Raw genomic sequence first — 13,929 nt, 5'->3', positions numbered from 1 at the left:
CTCGTCGGATGAGTATCGAAAACCGCAGAAGGAACAGCGTCATGCAGTCACTCAAACTTCCCGCTCTTGTCCTCGCGCTGAGCTTCGGTGTCCTGGCCGGCTGCTCCAATCCAAGCGTGATTACCCTCAACGACGGCCGGGAAATCCAGACACTGGACCGCCCGGACTATGATGATGAGTCAGGTTTTTACGAGTACGAGCAGATCGATGGCAAGCCAGGCAAGGTGAACAAGGACCAGGTACGCACCGTTCGCGAACTCTGATCACAGAGCCGCCGCGCTTAGCCGAAGCAATGGGTTTTGCAGCGTGGCGGATCACTTTGCTGAACCTTCCTTCTTCAACGCCCCGCCCCAAAAAAATCCCGCCTAACACCTTGTGCGACAAAACTTTTTCTGTAGAATGCGCGCCATCTTCGGAGCGTAGCGCAGCTTGGTAGCGCGTCTCGTTCGGGACGAGAAGGTCGCTGGTTCGAATCCAGTCGCTCCGACCAAATCCCGCCACTCAGTTTGAGTGGAACGAAAAAACCGGCTAAATCAGCCGGTTTTTTTATGCCCGCAGTTTTCGCCTAGCCGCTAGGAATCTGCAGAAAGCCCACCACCTGCTCTGGCTCAAATGGCCAATCCAGCTCTGCGCCAGTGTCGATGCGCCGGAGTACCGGTATGCGCAGACCGTAATGCTCGACCCACTCGGGGCGCTCAGCAATATCCATTAGCTCGACAAGCAGGCCGTGCTCAACCAAAGGCATGAGCACTTCCTCCGCCTGCTCACAGAGATGGCAGCCCAAGGTCCCGAAAAGTTGGCATTCTGGCAACATCTGAAATTCTCGCTATGTCGGCTCGATGATTCTAGCAAGGCTCAATTGCAACGCCGGCATTACTGACTAATCGTTGCCCCGAGACGCCTGGAAAGTGTGAATTCCACCCCAGTCATCAGGCAATTATTCGAGCTTGATTCGACTCTGCCCGAGCAAAACGCTAGGATGCTGCGACCCGCGGCAGCACAGATTGTCCGGTGCACCCTTTAGTCTTTAACCGCCAATCCCAAGTGACGTCCCGATTTATAGCCGACTGCCAGAATTGGGCACCTTGGCCTGCGACCGTCTAGCACGTTGACTTGGGAGGCTTGGCGACTAAAGTCTAAAGGTTGAAAAACCTCTGTAATGTTTTATTGCATGGCGCCGTAAAGAGCGACTTCAGAGCATCATCCAACGAGGAGAAATAAGAAATGCTCAAGACCCCCATCGCCCGGGGCGTGGCCCTCGCCACACTGGGAGCAACACTGGCTATCCCAACCATGGCCCAAGCCGCCTTCATCGAAGACACCAAGGCCGGTCTGGAACTGCGTAACTTCTATTTCAATCGCGATTTCCGTCAAGAAGGCGGTGCTAGCGGCCAGTCCAAAGCCGAAGAGTGGGGCCAAGGCTTCCTGCTTCGCGTAGAGTCTGGATATACCGAGGGTACCGTTGGGTTCGGGGTTGACGCTTTAGCTCTGCAGGGCGTCAAGCTTTACTCCAGTGAAGATACTGCCGGTAGCGGCCTCATGCCCAGCTCGTACGGCAACGAAGCACCTGGTGACTGGTCGTCGTTCGGCCTGACCGGTAAGGCAAAAGTATCCGAAACCGTTCTGAAAGTAGGTACCTTGCAGTTCAAGAATCCTGCCATCGGTACTAGCGACAGCCGCCTGCTGCCACAGACCATGCAGGGTGCGCAGATCGTTTCTAAAGAAATCAAAGGCCTGACGCTTGATGCTGGTTATGCAAATCGCATCAACCATCGTGACTCCACCAACAACCAAGTGATGTCTCTGAATACCGGTGGTCGCCGTGGTATTACCATTGATGGCGGCGCACCGAATAACCAATCTGATGACTTCCGTTTCTTGGGCGGTAGCTACCAAGTCACCAAAGACCTGACTGCTACTTATTACTACAGCAATCTTGAAGATCTTTATAAGCAGCACACGTACAACCTTGTGCACGTACTGCCCATTGCTGACGGCCAGTCGCTGAAAACTGATCTGCGTTACTCGCGCTCCAAGGACGACGGCAGCTCCAATGTCGACAACAAAGCACTTGGCGCTATGGTCACCTATTCTCTGAGCGGCCACAGCTTCGGTCTCGGCTATCAGAAAATGAGCGGCGATACTGGCTTCGCCTATGTCGGCGGCGCGACCGATCCGTTCCTGGTGAATTACGTCCAGATCAACGATTTTGCCAACGCTGATGAGAAATCCTGGCAAGCTCGCTACGACTTCAACTTTGCTTCCATCGGTATCCCGGGCCTGACTTTCATGACTCGCTATATTACCGGTGATAACTTCGAGCGCGCCAATGGCACCGAAGGCAAAGAATGGGAACGCGACATGGACATCGGTTACACCTTCCAAGAAGGTGCGCTGAAGAACCTGAACGTTAAATGGCGTAACGCAACTGCCCGTAATAACTACGGCAACGACATCGACGAAAACCGTCTGATCGTCAGCTACACCATTCCGCTGATGTAATAGCGGTAGGTATGGTGTAGTAATAAGAAAACCCGCTTCGGCGGGTTTTCTTTTGCCGGCAGTTTGGTGGCTTGTCTGCTGCATTGTCTGCTGCAGTACGTTTCTAACTGCGACGCAAGCCCTTTCCGCTGCAGTAACGAAACGGGGAACCTTTACAACGACTCCGCGCTCGAAACCTGAGGCAACGGGACCTTCTGTCCCTGCGAGTTTCAAGAAGGAGCTGCGAATGTCTACCGAATCCACCTTCGGCACCAGCGACAATACCCCTATCCCCGAGGGGCCTGCTGGGAGCACCCGCCCCCTGATCGATACATCGGCCCACCGACGCAATCTACAGGCAGCGCAAAACGCCCTGATCGAGGAGTTCCACACTTTGATCGGCGACACCGAGCGACTACTTAAGCATACCCAGGAAACCGCTGGCGGCCAGACCGAAGAACTGCGCAGCAAGATCAACGCGAACATCGCGAAGGCCCGGGAGATGCTCAAAGAGCGTGAGGGCTCTATGCGCGATCAAGGGCAGGCCGCCATCCAGTGCACGGAAGAGTACGTGCATACGCATCCGTGGCAGTCGATCGGCATCGCTGCCGGTGTTGGTTTTCTGCTGGGTCTGATTACACGTCGTTGATGGGAGAGCTACCAATGGAAGCAAAGCCCGGCGCTGAGGCGCCTAAGCCATCGCTGAAGAAGCTGGGCGGCGCGTTTGTCGGTCTGCTGCAAGGGCACCTAGAGCTTGTCGGCATCGAGGTACAGGAAGAGAAAGCGCGGACGTTCCGGCTGTTTCTGCTGGCGGGCGTCAGTCTCATTCTTGGTCTGTTGATTCTGGTTGGTCTTTCAGCTGCGATCGTTATCGCGTTCTGGGATACCCACAGGATCGCGGCAATCCTGACCCTGTGTGCTATCTATGCGGTTGTAATGGGTGTCTGCATCAGCCGCGCCATCGCGCTTGCAAAGCAATGTGCAGCACCGTTTCAGGCGACCCTCGAAGAATTGGAGCGCAACCGGGAGCGTTTATTGCCATGAGCCGTCCATTAAGCACAGCGAATGAGCTGAGCATGCGCAAGGATCTTGTGCGCCTGCGAATGGAGATGCACCGCCAACAGATGCTCTATCATGCGCAGCCGCTTTCTCATCCATTGCATCAGATTAAGAACTTCGTAACTTCGCGGCGCTCACCCTCTGAGCCGTCCTCGAGTAAAGGCCCATTGATGGTGGCCGCCACGGTGGTACTCGCCTTGTTTGGCCGCCGGATGGGTAAGGTAGGCAAGTTGGCTCGTGTAGCGTTAACGCTGTATCCGCTGATCAAGGGCCAGCAAAAGCTACGGGAAAAGCTGCACTAGCACACTGAATCCCCCACAAAACCAGCGCGATTCCTTCTCCGCCCGCAGGCGGAAGCGGGACGCGCGGTGGCGTCCGCTCGGCGCCGATACGTTAATACCGATCAGCGCTGAGCAGTTATGGTAGTTTTGCACCAGCCCGCTAATGGCAATAGGGAGATGGTCTTTGGACTGGCACACGCTGCTTACTCGCGAACGACTCGGCAAGTCCGCTCATAGTGGTGACGAACTTGGCCGCAGTCCGTTCCATAAGGACCATGATCGCATCATTTTTTCCGGGGCCTTTCGCCGGCTCGGGCGCAAAACCCAGGTTCACCCGGTTTCCAGCAACGACCATATTCATACTCGCCTGACCCACTCCCTGGAAGTCAGCTGCGTAGGACGGTCGCTGGGCATGCGCGTCGGTGAAGTACTGCGCGACGATCTGCCTGAATGGTGCAGCCCTGCGGACCTCGGCATGATCGTGCAGTCGGCTTGCCTGGCCCACGACATTGGCAACCCTCCCTTCGGGCATTCCGGCGAAGATGCCATCCGCTGTTGGTTTCAACAGGCCGCAGGCCGTGGATGGCTTGATGACATGAGCGACGCGCAGCGTGCTGACTTCCTCAATTTCGAAGGTAACGCCCAAGGTTTTCGCGTACTGACACAACTGGAATATCACCAGTTCGACGGAGGCACGCGGCTGACCTATGCCACCCTCGGCACCTACTTAAAGTACCCATGGACGTCCCGCCACGCTGAGGCGCTGGGGTACAAGAAACACAAGTTCGGCTGTTACCAGAACGAGCGGCCATTGCTGGAACAGATCGCACAGAAGCTGGATCTGCCGCAAGTTGCCGAACAGCGCTGGGCGCGCCACCCCCTCGTCTATCTTATGGAAGCGGCAGATGACATCTGCTACGGCCTGATCGATCTCGAAGACGGCCTGGAGATGGAGTTGCTGGAATACTCCGAGGTAGAGGCACTGCTGCTGGCACTGGTAGGTGATGACATTCCAGAGACTTATCGCCAGCTCGGCCCTCGGGATTCCAGGCGGCGCAAGTTGGCGATCCTACGTGGCAAGGCAATCGAACACCTGACCAATGCAGCAGCCGGTGCGTTCGTGGAGCAGCAAAGCGCTCTGCTCCGCGGTGAGCTGCATGGCGATCTGGTCGAGCACATGCACGGCCCAGCCAAGGAGTGCGTATTGCAGGCAAAGGCGATGGCCCGGCAAAAGATTTTTCAGGACAAGCGCAAAACCCTGCACGAGATCGGCGCCTACACAACTTTGGAAATATTGCTCAACGCGTTTTGTGGAGCAGCGCTGGAACAACATCGTGGCGGAACCCCTTCGTTCAAGAACCAGCGAATCCTTGACCTGCTGGGCAGAAGCGCGCCCTCCCCGGAGCTGCCGCTCTATCAGTCATTCCTGCGCATGATCGACTTCATTGCAGGCATGACCGACAGCTACGCTACGGAGATGGCAGGTGAAATGACCGGCCGCTCCAGCCCGGTCTGATCATCATGAAGCGCCTGTTGCGACAAAGCATCCATTGGCATCCTGGGCGTCCCGCCTGGGGTGCCGCCATGGTCGCCGGCTTCGGTTGTGCCCTGCCCTTGCTGCTCGGGCTCTTCAGTGGTCATCCGGGCTTCCTCTGGGCGACCGTGGGCGCATTTCAGGCAGCCAAAGCCAACCCGCTTCACCGATTCGGCATGTTGCGTATGCTGTTGCTCATCGCATTGGGCGCCGGTAGTGCCGGACTCGGTTTTTGGTCCGCGACCCACCCATTGATCAGTCTCGGACTGTTCGCGTTCTACGGTTTGCTGCTGGCCTGGCTGCAGCGCTACGGCAGCGAAGCAGGAAAGCTCGGAATCGGCTTGGCGATCTGCCTTTGTCTAGGCCAGGGCCAATATGGCATCGGTGAGTTCAATAATCCCTACGCGATTGCTGTGCTCTTTGCTCTCGGTGGCCTCTGGGTCACTTTGCTCGCATTCGGCATGCGCGGGATGCACGGGCTGCGGATGTGGCCATACATGCCGCGATTGATGAGCATTCTGCGCGTGCTACGCCGGCATGCGCGGCGCACGCCCATCCGGCAATGGCGAGTGCATGCATTGACCTACACGCTGGCCGGCGCAATCGGTGGGGTGATCGTCAATATGGCATCGCTGCCGAGAGGCTATTGGTTGACGCTGGCCGTGTTCACCACGCTGCAGATGGATCTGGAGCGCAGCCTGGTGCGGGCGCTTCAAGCAAGTCTGGGGATTTTGGCGGCAGCGGCGATTCTGATCTACATCGGTCACGGCCTGGCCGATCCACCGCTGATGGTGATGATTCTGCTGCCACTGGTGGTGCTGGGCAGGGCATTCCAGGCTAATCACTACGGATTGTTCGTATTGCAGACCACCCTGCTGTTCCTGCTGCTGGCAGAAACGCTGGCTCAGGATTGGAATCTCCCGCAGATTCGTCTCATAAACGCCGCTATCGGCGTAGGCGTCGCGCTGCTCATCGCCACGTTGATGCATCTGCTGCAGATGCTGCTGGCCAGGCGTTCACGCAGGAAGGCCCAGCTGGCAGCACAGCGATCAGACGAGCAGACTACTTCTCAGCCCTGATCGGGTTTTCCGGGTACCACACATCCATCAGTGGGCTGACGCTGTACTCAGCCAGCTCGTTGCGGCCCTTGAGCCAGGCATCCACCGTCGCCCGCTGCTCTTCGCTGACCGAACCGCGGCGGCCGAGGCACACGAAACCGTAATCTTCACCGCCGATGTAGCCGAGTTCGTTAGCTTCCATCGCTTCATCGATGAACGCTTCGAGGAAGTCATCCACGGCCTTGCTTTCGATCCCTTCGCGATAGGTGAGATTGACCTCGAAGCCCAGTTCCTGGAACTCATCGACACAGAGTTTCTTGCGCAGGCGACGCGAACGATTGGTAGCCATTGGAGCGATCCTTTTTCTACTTGATGACGGCGCGCACTCTAACAGAAACCCGTGCCAAGGCGATGACCGGTGATGGACCGTGGCGCTAGAGGACCCGAGCCACGTATATCTCTTTGCAGTAACCCATATACCGCAGCTACGCTTATCGGATAGAGGCACTGCGCCGCTACAGCGCGGGCATAATGGCCGCACTTCTTCCCTAAGAGCAGTGGGAAACCCATGTCAAACCGAATTGCCAGCAGCTCCCTGTGTTTGCCCAGAGGTGCTCGTACATGAACCGAATCCTCCGCGGCATTACCTTCGCCATTCTTGCCTTGCCGGTGACCTTGCCCGCCGTTGCTGCAGGGGTAAATCAGACTCTCCCTACCCGGGTCGAGCAGGCGCTCAAAGCGAACAAGATCAACAACGACGCGCTATCGGTAGTCATGCTGCCGCTGACCGGCAAGGCAGCGCCAACCTTCATCAACGCCGATGTTTCGGTTAATCCGGCCTCGACCATGAAGCTGGTTACCACCTATGCCGCGCTCGAACTGCTAGGTCCGAACCACCAATGGAAGACCGAGTTCTATGCAGACGGTCCTCTGGTGGACGGCACCCTCAACGGCAACCTCTACCTCAAGGGCGGTGGCGATCCCAAGCTGAACATGGAGAAGCTCTGGCTGCTGCTGCGGGATCTTCGCGCTAACGGCGTGAACAAAGTGACCGGCGACCTGGTGCTTGATCGCAGCCACTTCGTTCAACCCGAGCTGCCGGTATTCGATGACGACGGCGGGGACCAGAACAAGCCCTTTCTGGTCGGACCGGATTCGTTACTGGTCAATCTGAAGGCGCTGCGCTTCATCGTGCGCAACGATGGCGGCAAGGTGAACATCGCGGTCGAGCCGCCCATTGCCAGCGTGCGCATCGACAACCGCGTACAGGCGCTGCCTGCAGCCAAATGTCCAGGCTGGCCGGAGGTACTCTACAACCCGGTAGCGGACGGCGACGGCGTGACCGTAGTGGTCACCGGCAAGCTCGCCGCTGGCTGCAGCGCCCAGACCTACCTTTCCCTGCTGGATCACGAGCGTTATGCCGCAGGTGCGGTTCGCGCGATTTGGGCTGAACTCGGCGGCAGCATTCTCGGCCGCGACCGCGTGGCTCAAGTGCCCAGCAGTGCACGACTGCTGGCAAGGGCCTATTCGCCCGATCTAACCGAGATCATTCGTGACATCAACAAGTACAGCAACAACACCATGGCCAAGCAGCTGTTCTTGAGTCTGGGCGCGACGTTCCGCAACGAAGCGGACGCCGACGACGCCAAGGCGGCGCAGCGGGTCATTCGCCAGTGGCTAGCCAAGAAAGGACTGATCTCCCCGCATCTGGTGATCGAGAATGGCTCGGGACTTTCCCGCGCCGAGCGCGTCAGCGCCAGGGAGTTTGGCAACCTGCTGCAGGCCGCCTGGCGCAGCCCGTACGCTGCCGAATTTATCTCGTCGATGCCGCTGGCTGCCGTGGACGGCACCATGCGCAAGCGGCTACGTAATACGCCCGTCGCAGGCAAGGCACATGTGAAGACCGGAACGCTGAACAATGTCCGCGCCATTGCCGGATACAGTCGCGACGGTGATGGCAACGTCTGGGCGGTCGTGGCCATCCTCAACCATCCGCGTCCCTGGGGTGCCTCGTCGATTCTCGACCAGGTGCTGGTCAGCCTGTACAACCAGCGCAGCGAAAGCACGGCGCAACGCTGAGTACCGTAAGGCAGGCCCAGCGGCCTGCCCTTTACGCGATCACCGTGCCTGCAGCTTCCAGGCGCGGTGGATTCGCGGATTGCGACGGAAGTCTTCATCCAGCGTCGAGGCGGTGATTTCCTCCACCGCATAACGATCACTCAGACCTGCGTCGAGCACGAACTTGCGGAAGTTGTTGGAGAAGTACAGGGTACCGCCCGCCGCCAGCCGCGCCATGGCCAGATCGAGCAACGCAAGATGATCGCGCTGAACGTCGAACACCCCTTCCATCCGTTTTGAATTGGAGAAGGTCGGCGGGTCGATGAAGATCAGATCGTATTCGCCACGATCCTCCTCCAGCCATGCCATTACATCCCCCTGCTCCAGTCGCTGCCGATCCGAAAGCCCATTCAGCGCAAGGTTACGTCGCGCCCAGTCAAGATAGGTTTTCGACAGATCGACGCTGGTGGTGCTCCGCGCCCCACCCTTCGCGGCGTGCACCGTTGCGGTAGCGGTATAGCAGAACAGGTTGAGAAAGCGTTTTCCGGCCGCCTCGCGCTGAATACGCAGGCGCAGCGGGCGATGGTCGAGAAACAACCCGGTATCGAGATAGTCGGTGAGATTGACCAGTAGCTTGACGCCGCCTTCGGCTACCTCAAGAAACTCGCCCTGAGTGGCCTGACGCTCGTACTGGCGCGTGCCGGACTGCCGTTCCCGGCGCTTGACCACCACCTTTTCCCGCGCAATCCCCAAGGCCTGTGGAATGGCCGCCAACGCATCGAGTAGCCGAGCCTGGGCCTTATCCGGGTCGATTGAACGGGGTGGCGCATACTCCTGCACATGCACCCAGTCACGGTAGAGGTCGATTGCCAGCGCGTACTCCGGCATATCGGCGTCATACAGCCGATAACACTCGATGCCCTCCCGACGCGCCCATTTGCCAAGCTGACGCAGGTTCTTCTGCAAGCGATTGGCAAACATCTGCCCGCCTTCGCTGAGGCGCGCCTGCTCGACCGGTGCCTGTTGCTGCGTACTTTCCTCGCTTGCGGCGCCGCGCTGACCGGTAACGAACTGGTCCAGTTCGACCTTTATGAGCAGCAGCTTGCACGGCAGTGCGCCGTTCCAGAATGCGTACTGTTTGTGGCTGCGAATGCCCATGCGCTTGCCGAGGTCCGGCGCAGCGGTGAATACAGCAGCTTCCCAGCCAAGGCACGCCTGGCGCAAACGCTCGCCAAGATTCTGGTAGAGATAAAGCAGGCTCGCCTCGTCACCCAGGCGTTCGCCGTATGGTGGGTTGCAAATGACCAGGCCCTTCTGATTCTGGTCCGGGCGCGGTTCGAAATCGCCGACATCGCCCTGATAAACCTTGATCCAGCTGGCCAGACCGGCACGCTCGATGTTGTTGCGCCCTGGCTGGATCAATCGCGGGTCGGCCTCATAGCCGCGGATCCACAGCGGGGGCTTGGCCAATCCGGTCTCCGCGCGCGCCACTGCTTCAGCGTGCAGGCGGGTCCAGATCGCTGGTACGTGACCGAGCCAGGCGCTGAATCCCCAGCGTTCGCGCTTGAGATTCGGTGCGATGTCCGCCGCCATCATTGCTCCTTCTACGAGGAAGGTACCGACGCCGCACATGGGGTCAGTCAACGCACCGCCAGCAGCAGCGATACGCGGCCAGCCCGCGCGGATCAGAATCGCGGCAGCAAGGTTTTCCTTCAACGGCGCGGCGCCCTGCTGCAGGCGATAGCCGCGCTGATGCAGGCTGTGCCCGGAGAGGTCCAGGGAAAGGACCGCCTGCCCCTTGTCGAGGCGTAGATGCACGCGCAAGTCAGGGTCAAGCTTGTCGATGCTAGGCCGTTCGCCCGATGCGGTGCGCAGGCGATCAACGATGGCATCCTTGACCTTGAGCGCGCCGAAATGGGTGTTGTCGATGCCGGATCCGCGACCACTGAACTCCACCGCCAGGCTGCCGGCAGGCTGCAGATGGTCCGCCCAGTCGACGGCGTGAACACCCTGGTAGAGCGTCTCGGCATCAACCGTAGGAAAACGGCTGATCACCAACAACACGCGGTTGGCCAGTCGCGACCACAGGCAGAGCCGATAAGCGATCTCCAGCGCACCGAATCCACGAATAGCAGATGTCTGCTCGCGGGCTTCTTCCAGTCCGAGTGCGGTGGCTTCCTCGAGCAGCAGACCTTCGAGCCCTTTGGGGCAGGTCAGGATCAGTTCATGGCGGTCGGTCATGGTGTTTCCACAAAAGGTGCTTCAGACCGTTTCGACCCTTTCGTCGGAACAGGCCCAGCAGAGAAAAGAAAAATCTGTAACGAAAATGATGCCAAGAGCGCCGCGAAGGAGCTCAATTCCACGCTCCGATTACCGCGTAATTCTGGCTTATGGGCAGAACCATAGATTCGTTACCTACTTATGACAAAACGATCATTCCAGCGCCTTCAGCATTGGGTTAGAACTCAACTCAGGCCGGCATCGCAATGGTGTCGGCGAAGTGCGCCACGCCGGCAGCGCGCTTCATAGGCAGTCTATCTGCCAGGTCTCGCCATGAGGCCACAGGAACACCAGTCAACCACTGAGGGCAATACCCAATGAGAAGACTCAAGCGTGATCCGATGGAACGAGCATTTCTGCGCGGTTATCAACATGGCATACATGGCAAATCTCGCGACCTCTGTCCTTTTTCGCATCCCAATGTTCGCCAAGCCTGGATAAACGGCTGGCGGGAGGGTCGCGGCGACAACTGGGATGGTCTGACCGGCACGGCCGGTCTGCATAGACTCAACGAACTTCACGCGGTCGGCTGATTCACCGATCCATCCGACTTGGTACGGCACGCCCTATCCGGGCGGCGGGCTAGCAGCCCAGGGGCTCCAACAGGAGCCCCTTCCGACAATCATCAGCGCGCTTGTGAGCGCAACGCCGCGATGGCATCCACCGCCTCGCGGATCAATGCCGGTCCCTTGTAGATAAAGCCCGAATACAGCTGGACCAGACTGGCACCCGCCTCGATTTTCTCCGCCGCATGGCGACCCTCGGTAATCCCGCCAACGGCGATGATCGGCAGTCGCCCACCAAGAGTCTGCGCCAGCACCCTGACCGTGTGAGTGCTTTTTTCCCGTACGGGTGCACCCGACAAGCCGCCGGCTTCATCGGCATAAGCCAGGCCGGCAACCCCTTCACGACCGAGGGTGGTGTTGGTCGCGATGATCGCATCCATTCCCGCCTGAAAAACCGCTTCGCCTACCAATGCAGTTTCCTCATCGGTCATGTCCGGAGCGATCTTGATGGCCAGCGGCACACGCTTGCCATGCATGATTTCCAGATCCTCGCGGCGCAAGCGCAGCGCGTCGAGCAGCTTCTTGAGCGAATCGCCGAACTGCAGGCTGCGCAAGCCCGGCGTATTCGGCGAACTGACATTCACGGTGACATAGCTGGCGTGGTGATAGACCTTATCCAGACAAAGCAGATAGTCCTCGTCGGCCCGTTCGACGGGGGTATCGAAATTCTTGCCGATGTTGATACCGAGTACGCCCTTGAACCTGGCGGCTTCAACGCGTGCCAGCAACGCATCTACACCATGGTTATTGAAACCCATGCGATTGATGATCGCCTCTGCCTCGGGCAGGCGGAAGATCCTGGGTTTCGGGTTGCCCGGTTGCGGGCGCGGCGTCACGGTTCCCACCTCGATGAAACCGAAGCCCAACTGCGACATTCCGCGAATGGCCTCGCCATTCTTGTCGAGCCCGGCTGCCAAACCTACAGGGTTTGGAAAGTCCAGCCCCATTACCCGCACTGGCAGACTGGCGGGAGATTTGCTCAACATCGCATTGAGCCCGAGACGGCCACCGGCGCCAATCAGCTCGAGGGAAAGTTCATGGGAAGTTTCCGGAGATAACTTGAACAACAGCTGGCGGGCCAGGTTATACATACGCAGCCTAAAGTCTCGGTAAATGTGGACGCGGAGTATAGCAGCCCGAGGCGCGCTCAGCGCTGGCGCCAGCTACGAAAGAACAGCACTTGAGCAGCTGTGCCAGCGGTTTTACTTCAAGCGCCGCAAGCACAGCAGATGACCCTGTTCAGCGAATTCCAGCTCAAAGGAACCATACACACCTTCGTGGGTCAGAAACGGGCGCAGATGATGCGCAGGCAGGCTGACGCGCGTGCCGTCACGGCTTCGGATCAGGACTCGATTCGCATGGCCCTGATATACCGCTTTCATTCGTTCGGCGGATAGCGCGATATCCAGCACCAGATATGGCATGGAGGCTCCTCAATGATCTATTCCGCGATATTGCCACATCAGCAGCCGAAAACTGGCCAGGCCTGGTTGCCTGACTGCAGGCATCAACGGCGCAAAGCCCGTGCGCAATCGTCACAGGTCTGCCACACTTCGGCCGTAGCCCTGAGAGCTCAAGCATCATGATGAGCCTGCCCGAGCCCATGCCTTTACTGACATCTCAAATCGCCAGACTCGCGCAACGCCTCGGACTGCGCTCGAAGGCTTCGCTGCCCATTCAGGCGCGCGCCAGCAGCTTGCAGCTGCCCTTCTCCCGTTTACCCGAACCCGAGCCCAGCATCTTCTGGCATGACGGCCCCTGCCTGCAGCGTCTGCTTGAGCTTCCGCGGGGCGCACTTTCCGGCCCGGTCCAGGAGGACAAGGCGCGCGCCCACGCTGCGCTTACTCGGCTGATCAGCAAGGAGTGCGCCCGGTCTCGGCTCGACCTGCGACAGATCGACGGCTTCGGGGGGCAACGCAAAGGCGACCCGAGCTACCCGACCTTCGAGGCCTTCGCCGCCACCGCCGCCTGCAGGCAGGTGCGGATCATCAGCTACAAGGATTTTCTTCGCGCGCTCGGTAGCGCCCTGCCCGGGTTCGACGAAGGAGCCCCGATAGAAGTGCGCCAGGCTAGCTGGCTCGGCGAGCGGCTGTACTGGGCTGGTGAACACCACCTCGAAGCATTCGCCTGCGCCGTGGCCTATGCCCGCTTGCGCGGGCTGGAAGTGATGCTGACCGCGGACGTAACCGATTACCGCCTTGATCGCTCCGGCGTTCATGCGCTGGACGCCGATTATCACGCCGTGACTATGCCAGCCCAGGCCTGGAGCGACCGTGAGTTCATGGCCTTGCTCCTCGACAGCCAGGTGCCCTACGCCCGCTTGACGCTGCTACGTGATAGCAGCAATTCGGAACTCCTGTTGCTCGAAAAGCGCGACCCGACCGCCAATGCGATTGGTGAGGGGCTGAAAGCAGCCGGCGCACCGGACCTCATTCGCTACCTGCGAGACCTGCCGCAGATCACGCGCTTCAAGGTGGGTCTGCCCGCGCAAGACTGAAGCATCACCGACCGCAATCTCCGCTCGTAAAACTCGAACCATAAAAATGAAAACAGCGCACGGCCCTAAGGGCGGTGCGCTGTTTTGCTTCGGGTCATGGGCTAGCCGGCCAGGA

The 13,929-nt window shown here is 59.1% G+C and carries 15 protein-coding genes and 1 tRNA gene; 11 read left to right on the top strand and 5 right to left on the bottom strand.

The window, feature by feature from the left end:
* The first annotated feature begins 41 nt into the window (after positions 1–41).
* Both PSEST_RS09565 and PSEST_RS09560 read left to right on the top strand, forming a co-directional pair.
* Positions 42–263, top strand: coding sequence for a YgdI/YgdR family lipoprotein (locus PSEST_RS09565; RefSeq protein ID WP_015276797.1), 222 nt, complete (start codon positions 42–44; stop codon positions 261–263).
* A 150-nt stretch (positions 264–413) separates the two neighbouring features.
* Positions 414–490: transfer RNA gene (locus tag PSEST_RS09560), tRNA-Pro, on the top strand.
* A 75-nt stretch (positions 491–565) separates the two neighbouring features.
* On the opposite strand, the gene PSEST_RS09555 is transcribed toward PSEST_RS09560, so the two are convergent.
* The gene (locus PSEST_RS09555) at positions 566–814 is read right to left on the bottom strand and encodes a glutaredoxin family protein (RefSeq protein ID WP_015276796.1); all 249 of its coding nucleotides are present in this window, start codon (positions 812–814) and stop codon (positions 566–568) included.
* A 410-nt stretch (positions 815–1,224) separates the two neighbouring features.
* Between PSEST_RS09555 and PSEST_RS09550 the strand changes: the two genes are divergently transcribed.
* The 6 genes from PSEST_RS09550 (at position 1,225) to PSEST_RS09525 (ending at position 6,434) form a co-directional block, all read left to right on the top strand.
* Positions 1,225–2,502 carry an OprD family porin gene (locus PSEST_RS09550; RefSeq protein WP_015276795.1) on the top strand — a complete coding sequence of 426 codons (1,278 nt, stop codon included), beginning with the start codon at positions 1,225–1,227 and terminating at the stop codon, positions 2,500–2,502.
* A 226-nt stretch (positions 2,503–2,728) separates the two neighbouring features.
* Positions 2,729–3,130 carry a DUF883 family protein gene (locus PSEST_RS09545; protein WP_015276794.1) on the top strand — a complete coding sequence of 134 codons (402 nt, stop codon included), beginning with the start codon at positions 2,729–2,731 and terminating at the stop codon, positions 3,128–3,130.
* Between the two features lie 14 nt (positions 3,131–3,144).
* Positions 3,145–3,525 (top strand): phage holin family protein, encoded by a 381-nt coding sequence (locus tag PSEST_RS09540; protein WP_015276793.1) that lies wholly within the window; start codon positions 3,145–3,147, stop codon positions 3,523–3,525.
* Complete coding sequence (locus PSEST_RS09535) at positions 3,522–3,842, top strand: hypothetical protein (RefSeq protein ID WP_015276792.1); 321 nt, start codon at positions 3,522–3,524, stop codon at positions 3,840–3,842. The genes PSEST_RS09540 and PSEST_RS09535 overlap by 4 nt, the downstream gene beginning before the upstream one ends.
* Before the next feature lie 163 nt (positions 3,843–4,005).
* Complete coding sequence (locus PSEST_RS09530; protein ID WP_015276791.1) at positions 4,006–5,337, top strand: deoxyguanosinetriphosphate triphosphohydrolase; 1,332 nt, start codon at positions 4,006–4,008, stop codon at positions 5,335–5,337.
* A 5-nt stretch (positions 5,338–5,342) separates the two neighbouring features.
* Positions 5,343–6,434, top strand: coding sequence for an FUSC family protein (locus PSEST_RS09525; protein ID WP_015276790.1), 1,092 nt, complete (start codon positions 5,343–5,345; stop codon positions 6,432–6,434).
* On the opposite strand, the gene PSEST_RS09520 is transcribed toward PSEST_RS09525, so the two are convergent.
* Positions 6,418–6,762: a YggL family protein gene (locus tag PSEST_RS09520; RefSeq protein WP_015276789.1), complete on the bottom strand. Its 345-nt coding sequence runs from the start codon at positions 6,760–6,762 to the stop codon at positions 6,418–6,420. The genes PSEST_RS09525 and PSEST_RS09520 overlap by 17 nt on opposite strands.
* A 272-nt stretch (positions 6,763–7,034) precedes the next feature.
* On the opposite strand from PSEST_RS09520, the gene dacB reads away from it, so the two are divergent.
* The gene (dacB, locus tag PSEST_RS09515; protein WP_015276788.1) at positions 7,035–8,492 is read left to right on the top strand and encodes a D-alanyl-D-alanine carboxypeptidase/D-alanyl-D-alanine-endopeptidase; all 1,458 of its coding nucleotides are present in this window, start codon (positions 7,035–7,037) and stop codon (positions 8,490–8,492) included.
* A 39-nt stretch (positions 8,493–8,531) separates the two neighbouring features.
* Here the strand turns inward: dacB and rlmKL are convergent, their stop codons facing one another.
* Entirely contained in the window at positions 8,532–10,712 is a 2,181-nt protein-coding gene (rlmKL, locus tag PSEST_RS09510) for a bifunctional 23S rRNA (guanine(2069)-N(7))-methyltransferase RlmK/23S rRNA (guanine(2445)-N(2))-methyltransferase RlmL (RefSeq protein ID WP_015276787.1), read from the bottom strand.
* A gap of 356 nt (positions 10,713–11,068) precedes the next feature.
* On the opposite strand from rlmKL, the gene rmf reads away from it, so the two are divergent.
* A complete protein-coding gene (gene rmf, locus PSEST_RS21730; protein ID WP_003280740.1) occupies positions 11,069–11,284 on the top strand; it encodes a ribosome modulation factor in 216 nt (71 codons plus the stop codon).
* 92 nt (positions 11,285–11,376) lie between these two features.
* Here rmf and PSEST_RS09505 read toward each other — a convergent pair whose 3' ends face one another.
* Together PSEST_RS09505 and PSEST_RS09500 are read right to left on the bottom strand one after the other, a co-directional pair.
* On the bottom strand, positions 11,377–12,408 hold the full coding sequence (locus PSEST_RS09505; protein WP_015276786.1) for a quinone-dependent dihydroorotate dehydrogenase: 1,032 nt from the start codon (positions 12,406–12,408) through the stop codon (positions 11,377–11,379).
* 111 nt (positions 12,409–12,519) lie between these two features.
* Complete coding sequence (locus PSEST_RS09500) at positions 12,520–12,741, bottom strand: DUF2835 domain-containing protein (RefSeq protein WP_015276785.1); 222 nt, start codon at positions 12,739–12,741, stop codon at positions 12,520–12,522.
* Positions 12,742–12,899: 158 nt separating this feature from the next.
* On the opposite strand from PSEST_RS09500, the gene PSEST_RS09495 reads away from it, so the two are divergent.
* Positions 12,900–13,814 carry a DUF6685 family protein gene (locus PSEST_RS09495; protein ID WP_015276784.1) on the top strand — a complete coding sequence of 305 codons (915 nt, stop codon included), beginning with the start codon at positions 12,900–12,902 and terminating at the stop codon, positions 13,812–13,814.
* Positions 13,815–13,929 lie beyond the last annotated feature (115 nt).

It is taken from the genome of Stutzerimonas stutzeri RCH2 (genome assembly GCF_000327065.1).
Classification (GTDB): domain Bacteria; phylum Pseudomonadota; class Gammaproteobacteria; order Pseudomonadales; family Pseudomonadaceae; genus Stutzerimonas; species Stutzerimonas stutzeri_AE.
The sequence above is the reverse complement of the archived record's forward strand: the minus strand, read 5'-3'. Positions and strand labels throughout refer to the sequence as shown.

What these genes read in the sequence shown, in the direction of transcription:
- PSEST_RS09565 (WP_015276797.1), top strand. Translation starts at nt 42, where the DNA reads ATGCAGTCACTCAAACTTCCCGCTCTTGTCCTCGCGCTGAGCTTCGGT.
- PSEST_RS09555 (WP_015276796.1), bottom strand. Translation starts at nt 814, where the DNA reads ATGTTGCCAGAATGCCAACTTTTCGGGACCTTGGGCTGCCATCTCTGT.
- PSEST_RS09550 (WP_015276795.1), top strand. Translation starts at nt 1,225, where the DNA reads ATGCTCAAGACCCCCATCGCCCGGGGCGTGGCCCTCGCCACACTGGGA.
- PSEST_RS09545 (WP_015276794.1), top strand. Translation starts at nt 2,729, where the DNA reads ATGTCTACCGAATCCACCTTCGGCACCAGCGACAATACCCCTATCCCC.
- PSEST_RS09540 (WP_015276793.1), top strand. Translation starts at nt 3,145, where the DNA reads ATGGAAGCAAAGCCCGGCGCTGAGGCGCCTAAGCCATCGCTGAAGAAG.
- PSEST_RS09535 (WP_015276792.1), top strand. Translation starts at nt 3,522, where the DNA reads ATGAGCCGTCCATTAAGCACAGCGAATGAGCTGAGCATGCGCAAGGAT.
- PSEST_RS09525 (WP_015276790.1), top strand. Translation starts at nt 5,343, where the DNA reads ATGAAGCGCCTGTTGCGACAAAGCATCCATTGGCATCCTGGGCGTCCC.
- PSEST_RS09520 (WP_015276789.1), bottom strand. Translation starts at nt 6,762, where the DNA reads ATGGCTACCAATCGTTCGCGTCGCCTGCGCAAGAAACTCTGTGTCGAT.
- dacB (WP_015276788.1), top strand. Translation starts at nt 7,035, where the DNA reads ATGAACCGAATCCTCCGCGGCATTACCTTCGCCATTCTTGCCTTGCCG.
- rlmKL (WP_015276787.1), bottom strand. Translation starts at nt 10,712, where the DNA reads ATGACCGACCGCCATGAACTGATCCTGACCTGCCCCAAAGGGCTCGAA.
- rmf (WP_003280740.1), top strand. Translation starts at nt 11,069, where the DNA reads ATGAGAAGACTCAAGCGTGATCCGATGGAACGAGCATTTCTGCGCGGT.
- PSEST_RS09505 (WP_015276786.1), bottom strand. Translation starts at nt 12,408, where the DNA reads ATGTATAACCTGGCCCGCCAGCTGTTGTTCAAGTTATCTCCGGAAACT.
- PSEST_RS09500 (WP_015276785.1), bottom strand. Translation starts at nt 12,741, where the DNA reads ATGCCATATCTGGTGCTGGATATCGCGCTATCCGCCGAACGAATGAAA.
- PSEST_RS09495 (WP_015276784.1), top strand. Translation starts at nt 12,900, where the DNA reads ATGATGAGCCTGCCCGAGCCCATGCCTTTACTGACATCTCAAATCGCC.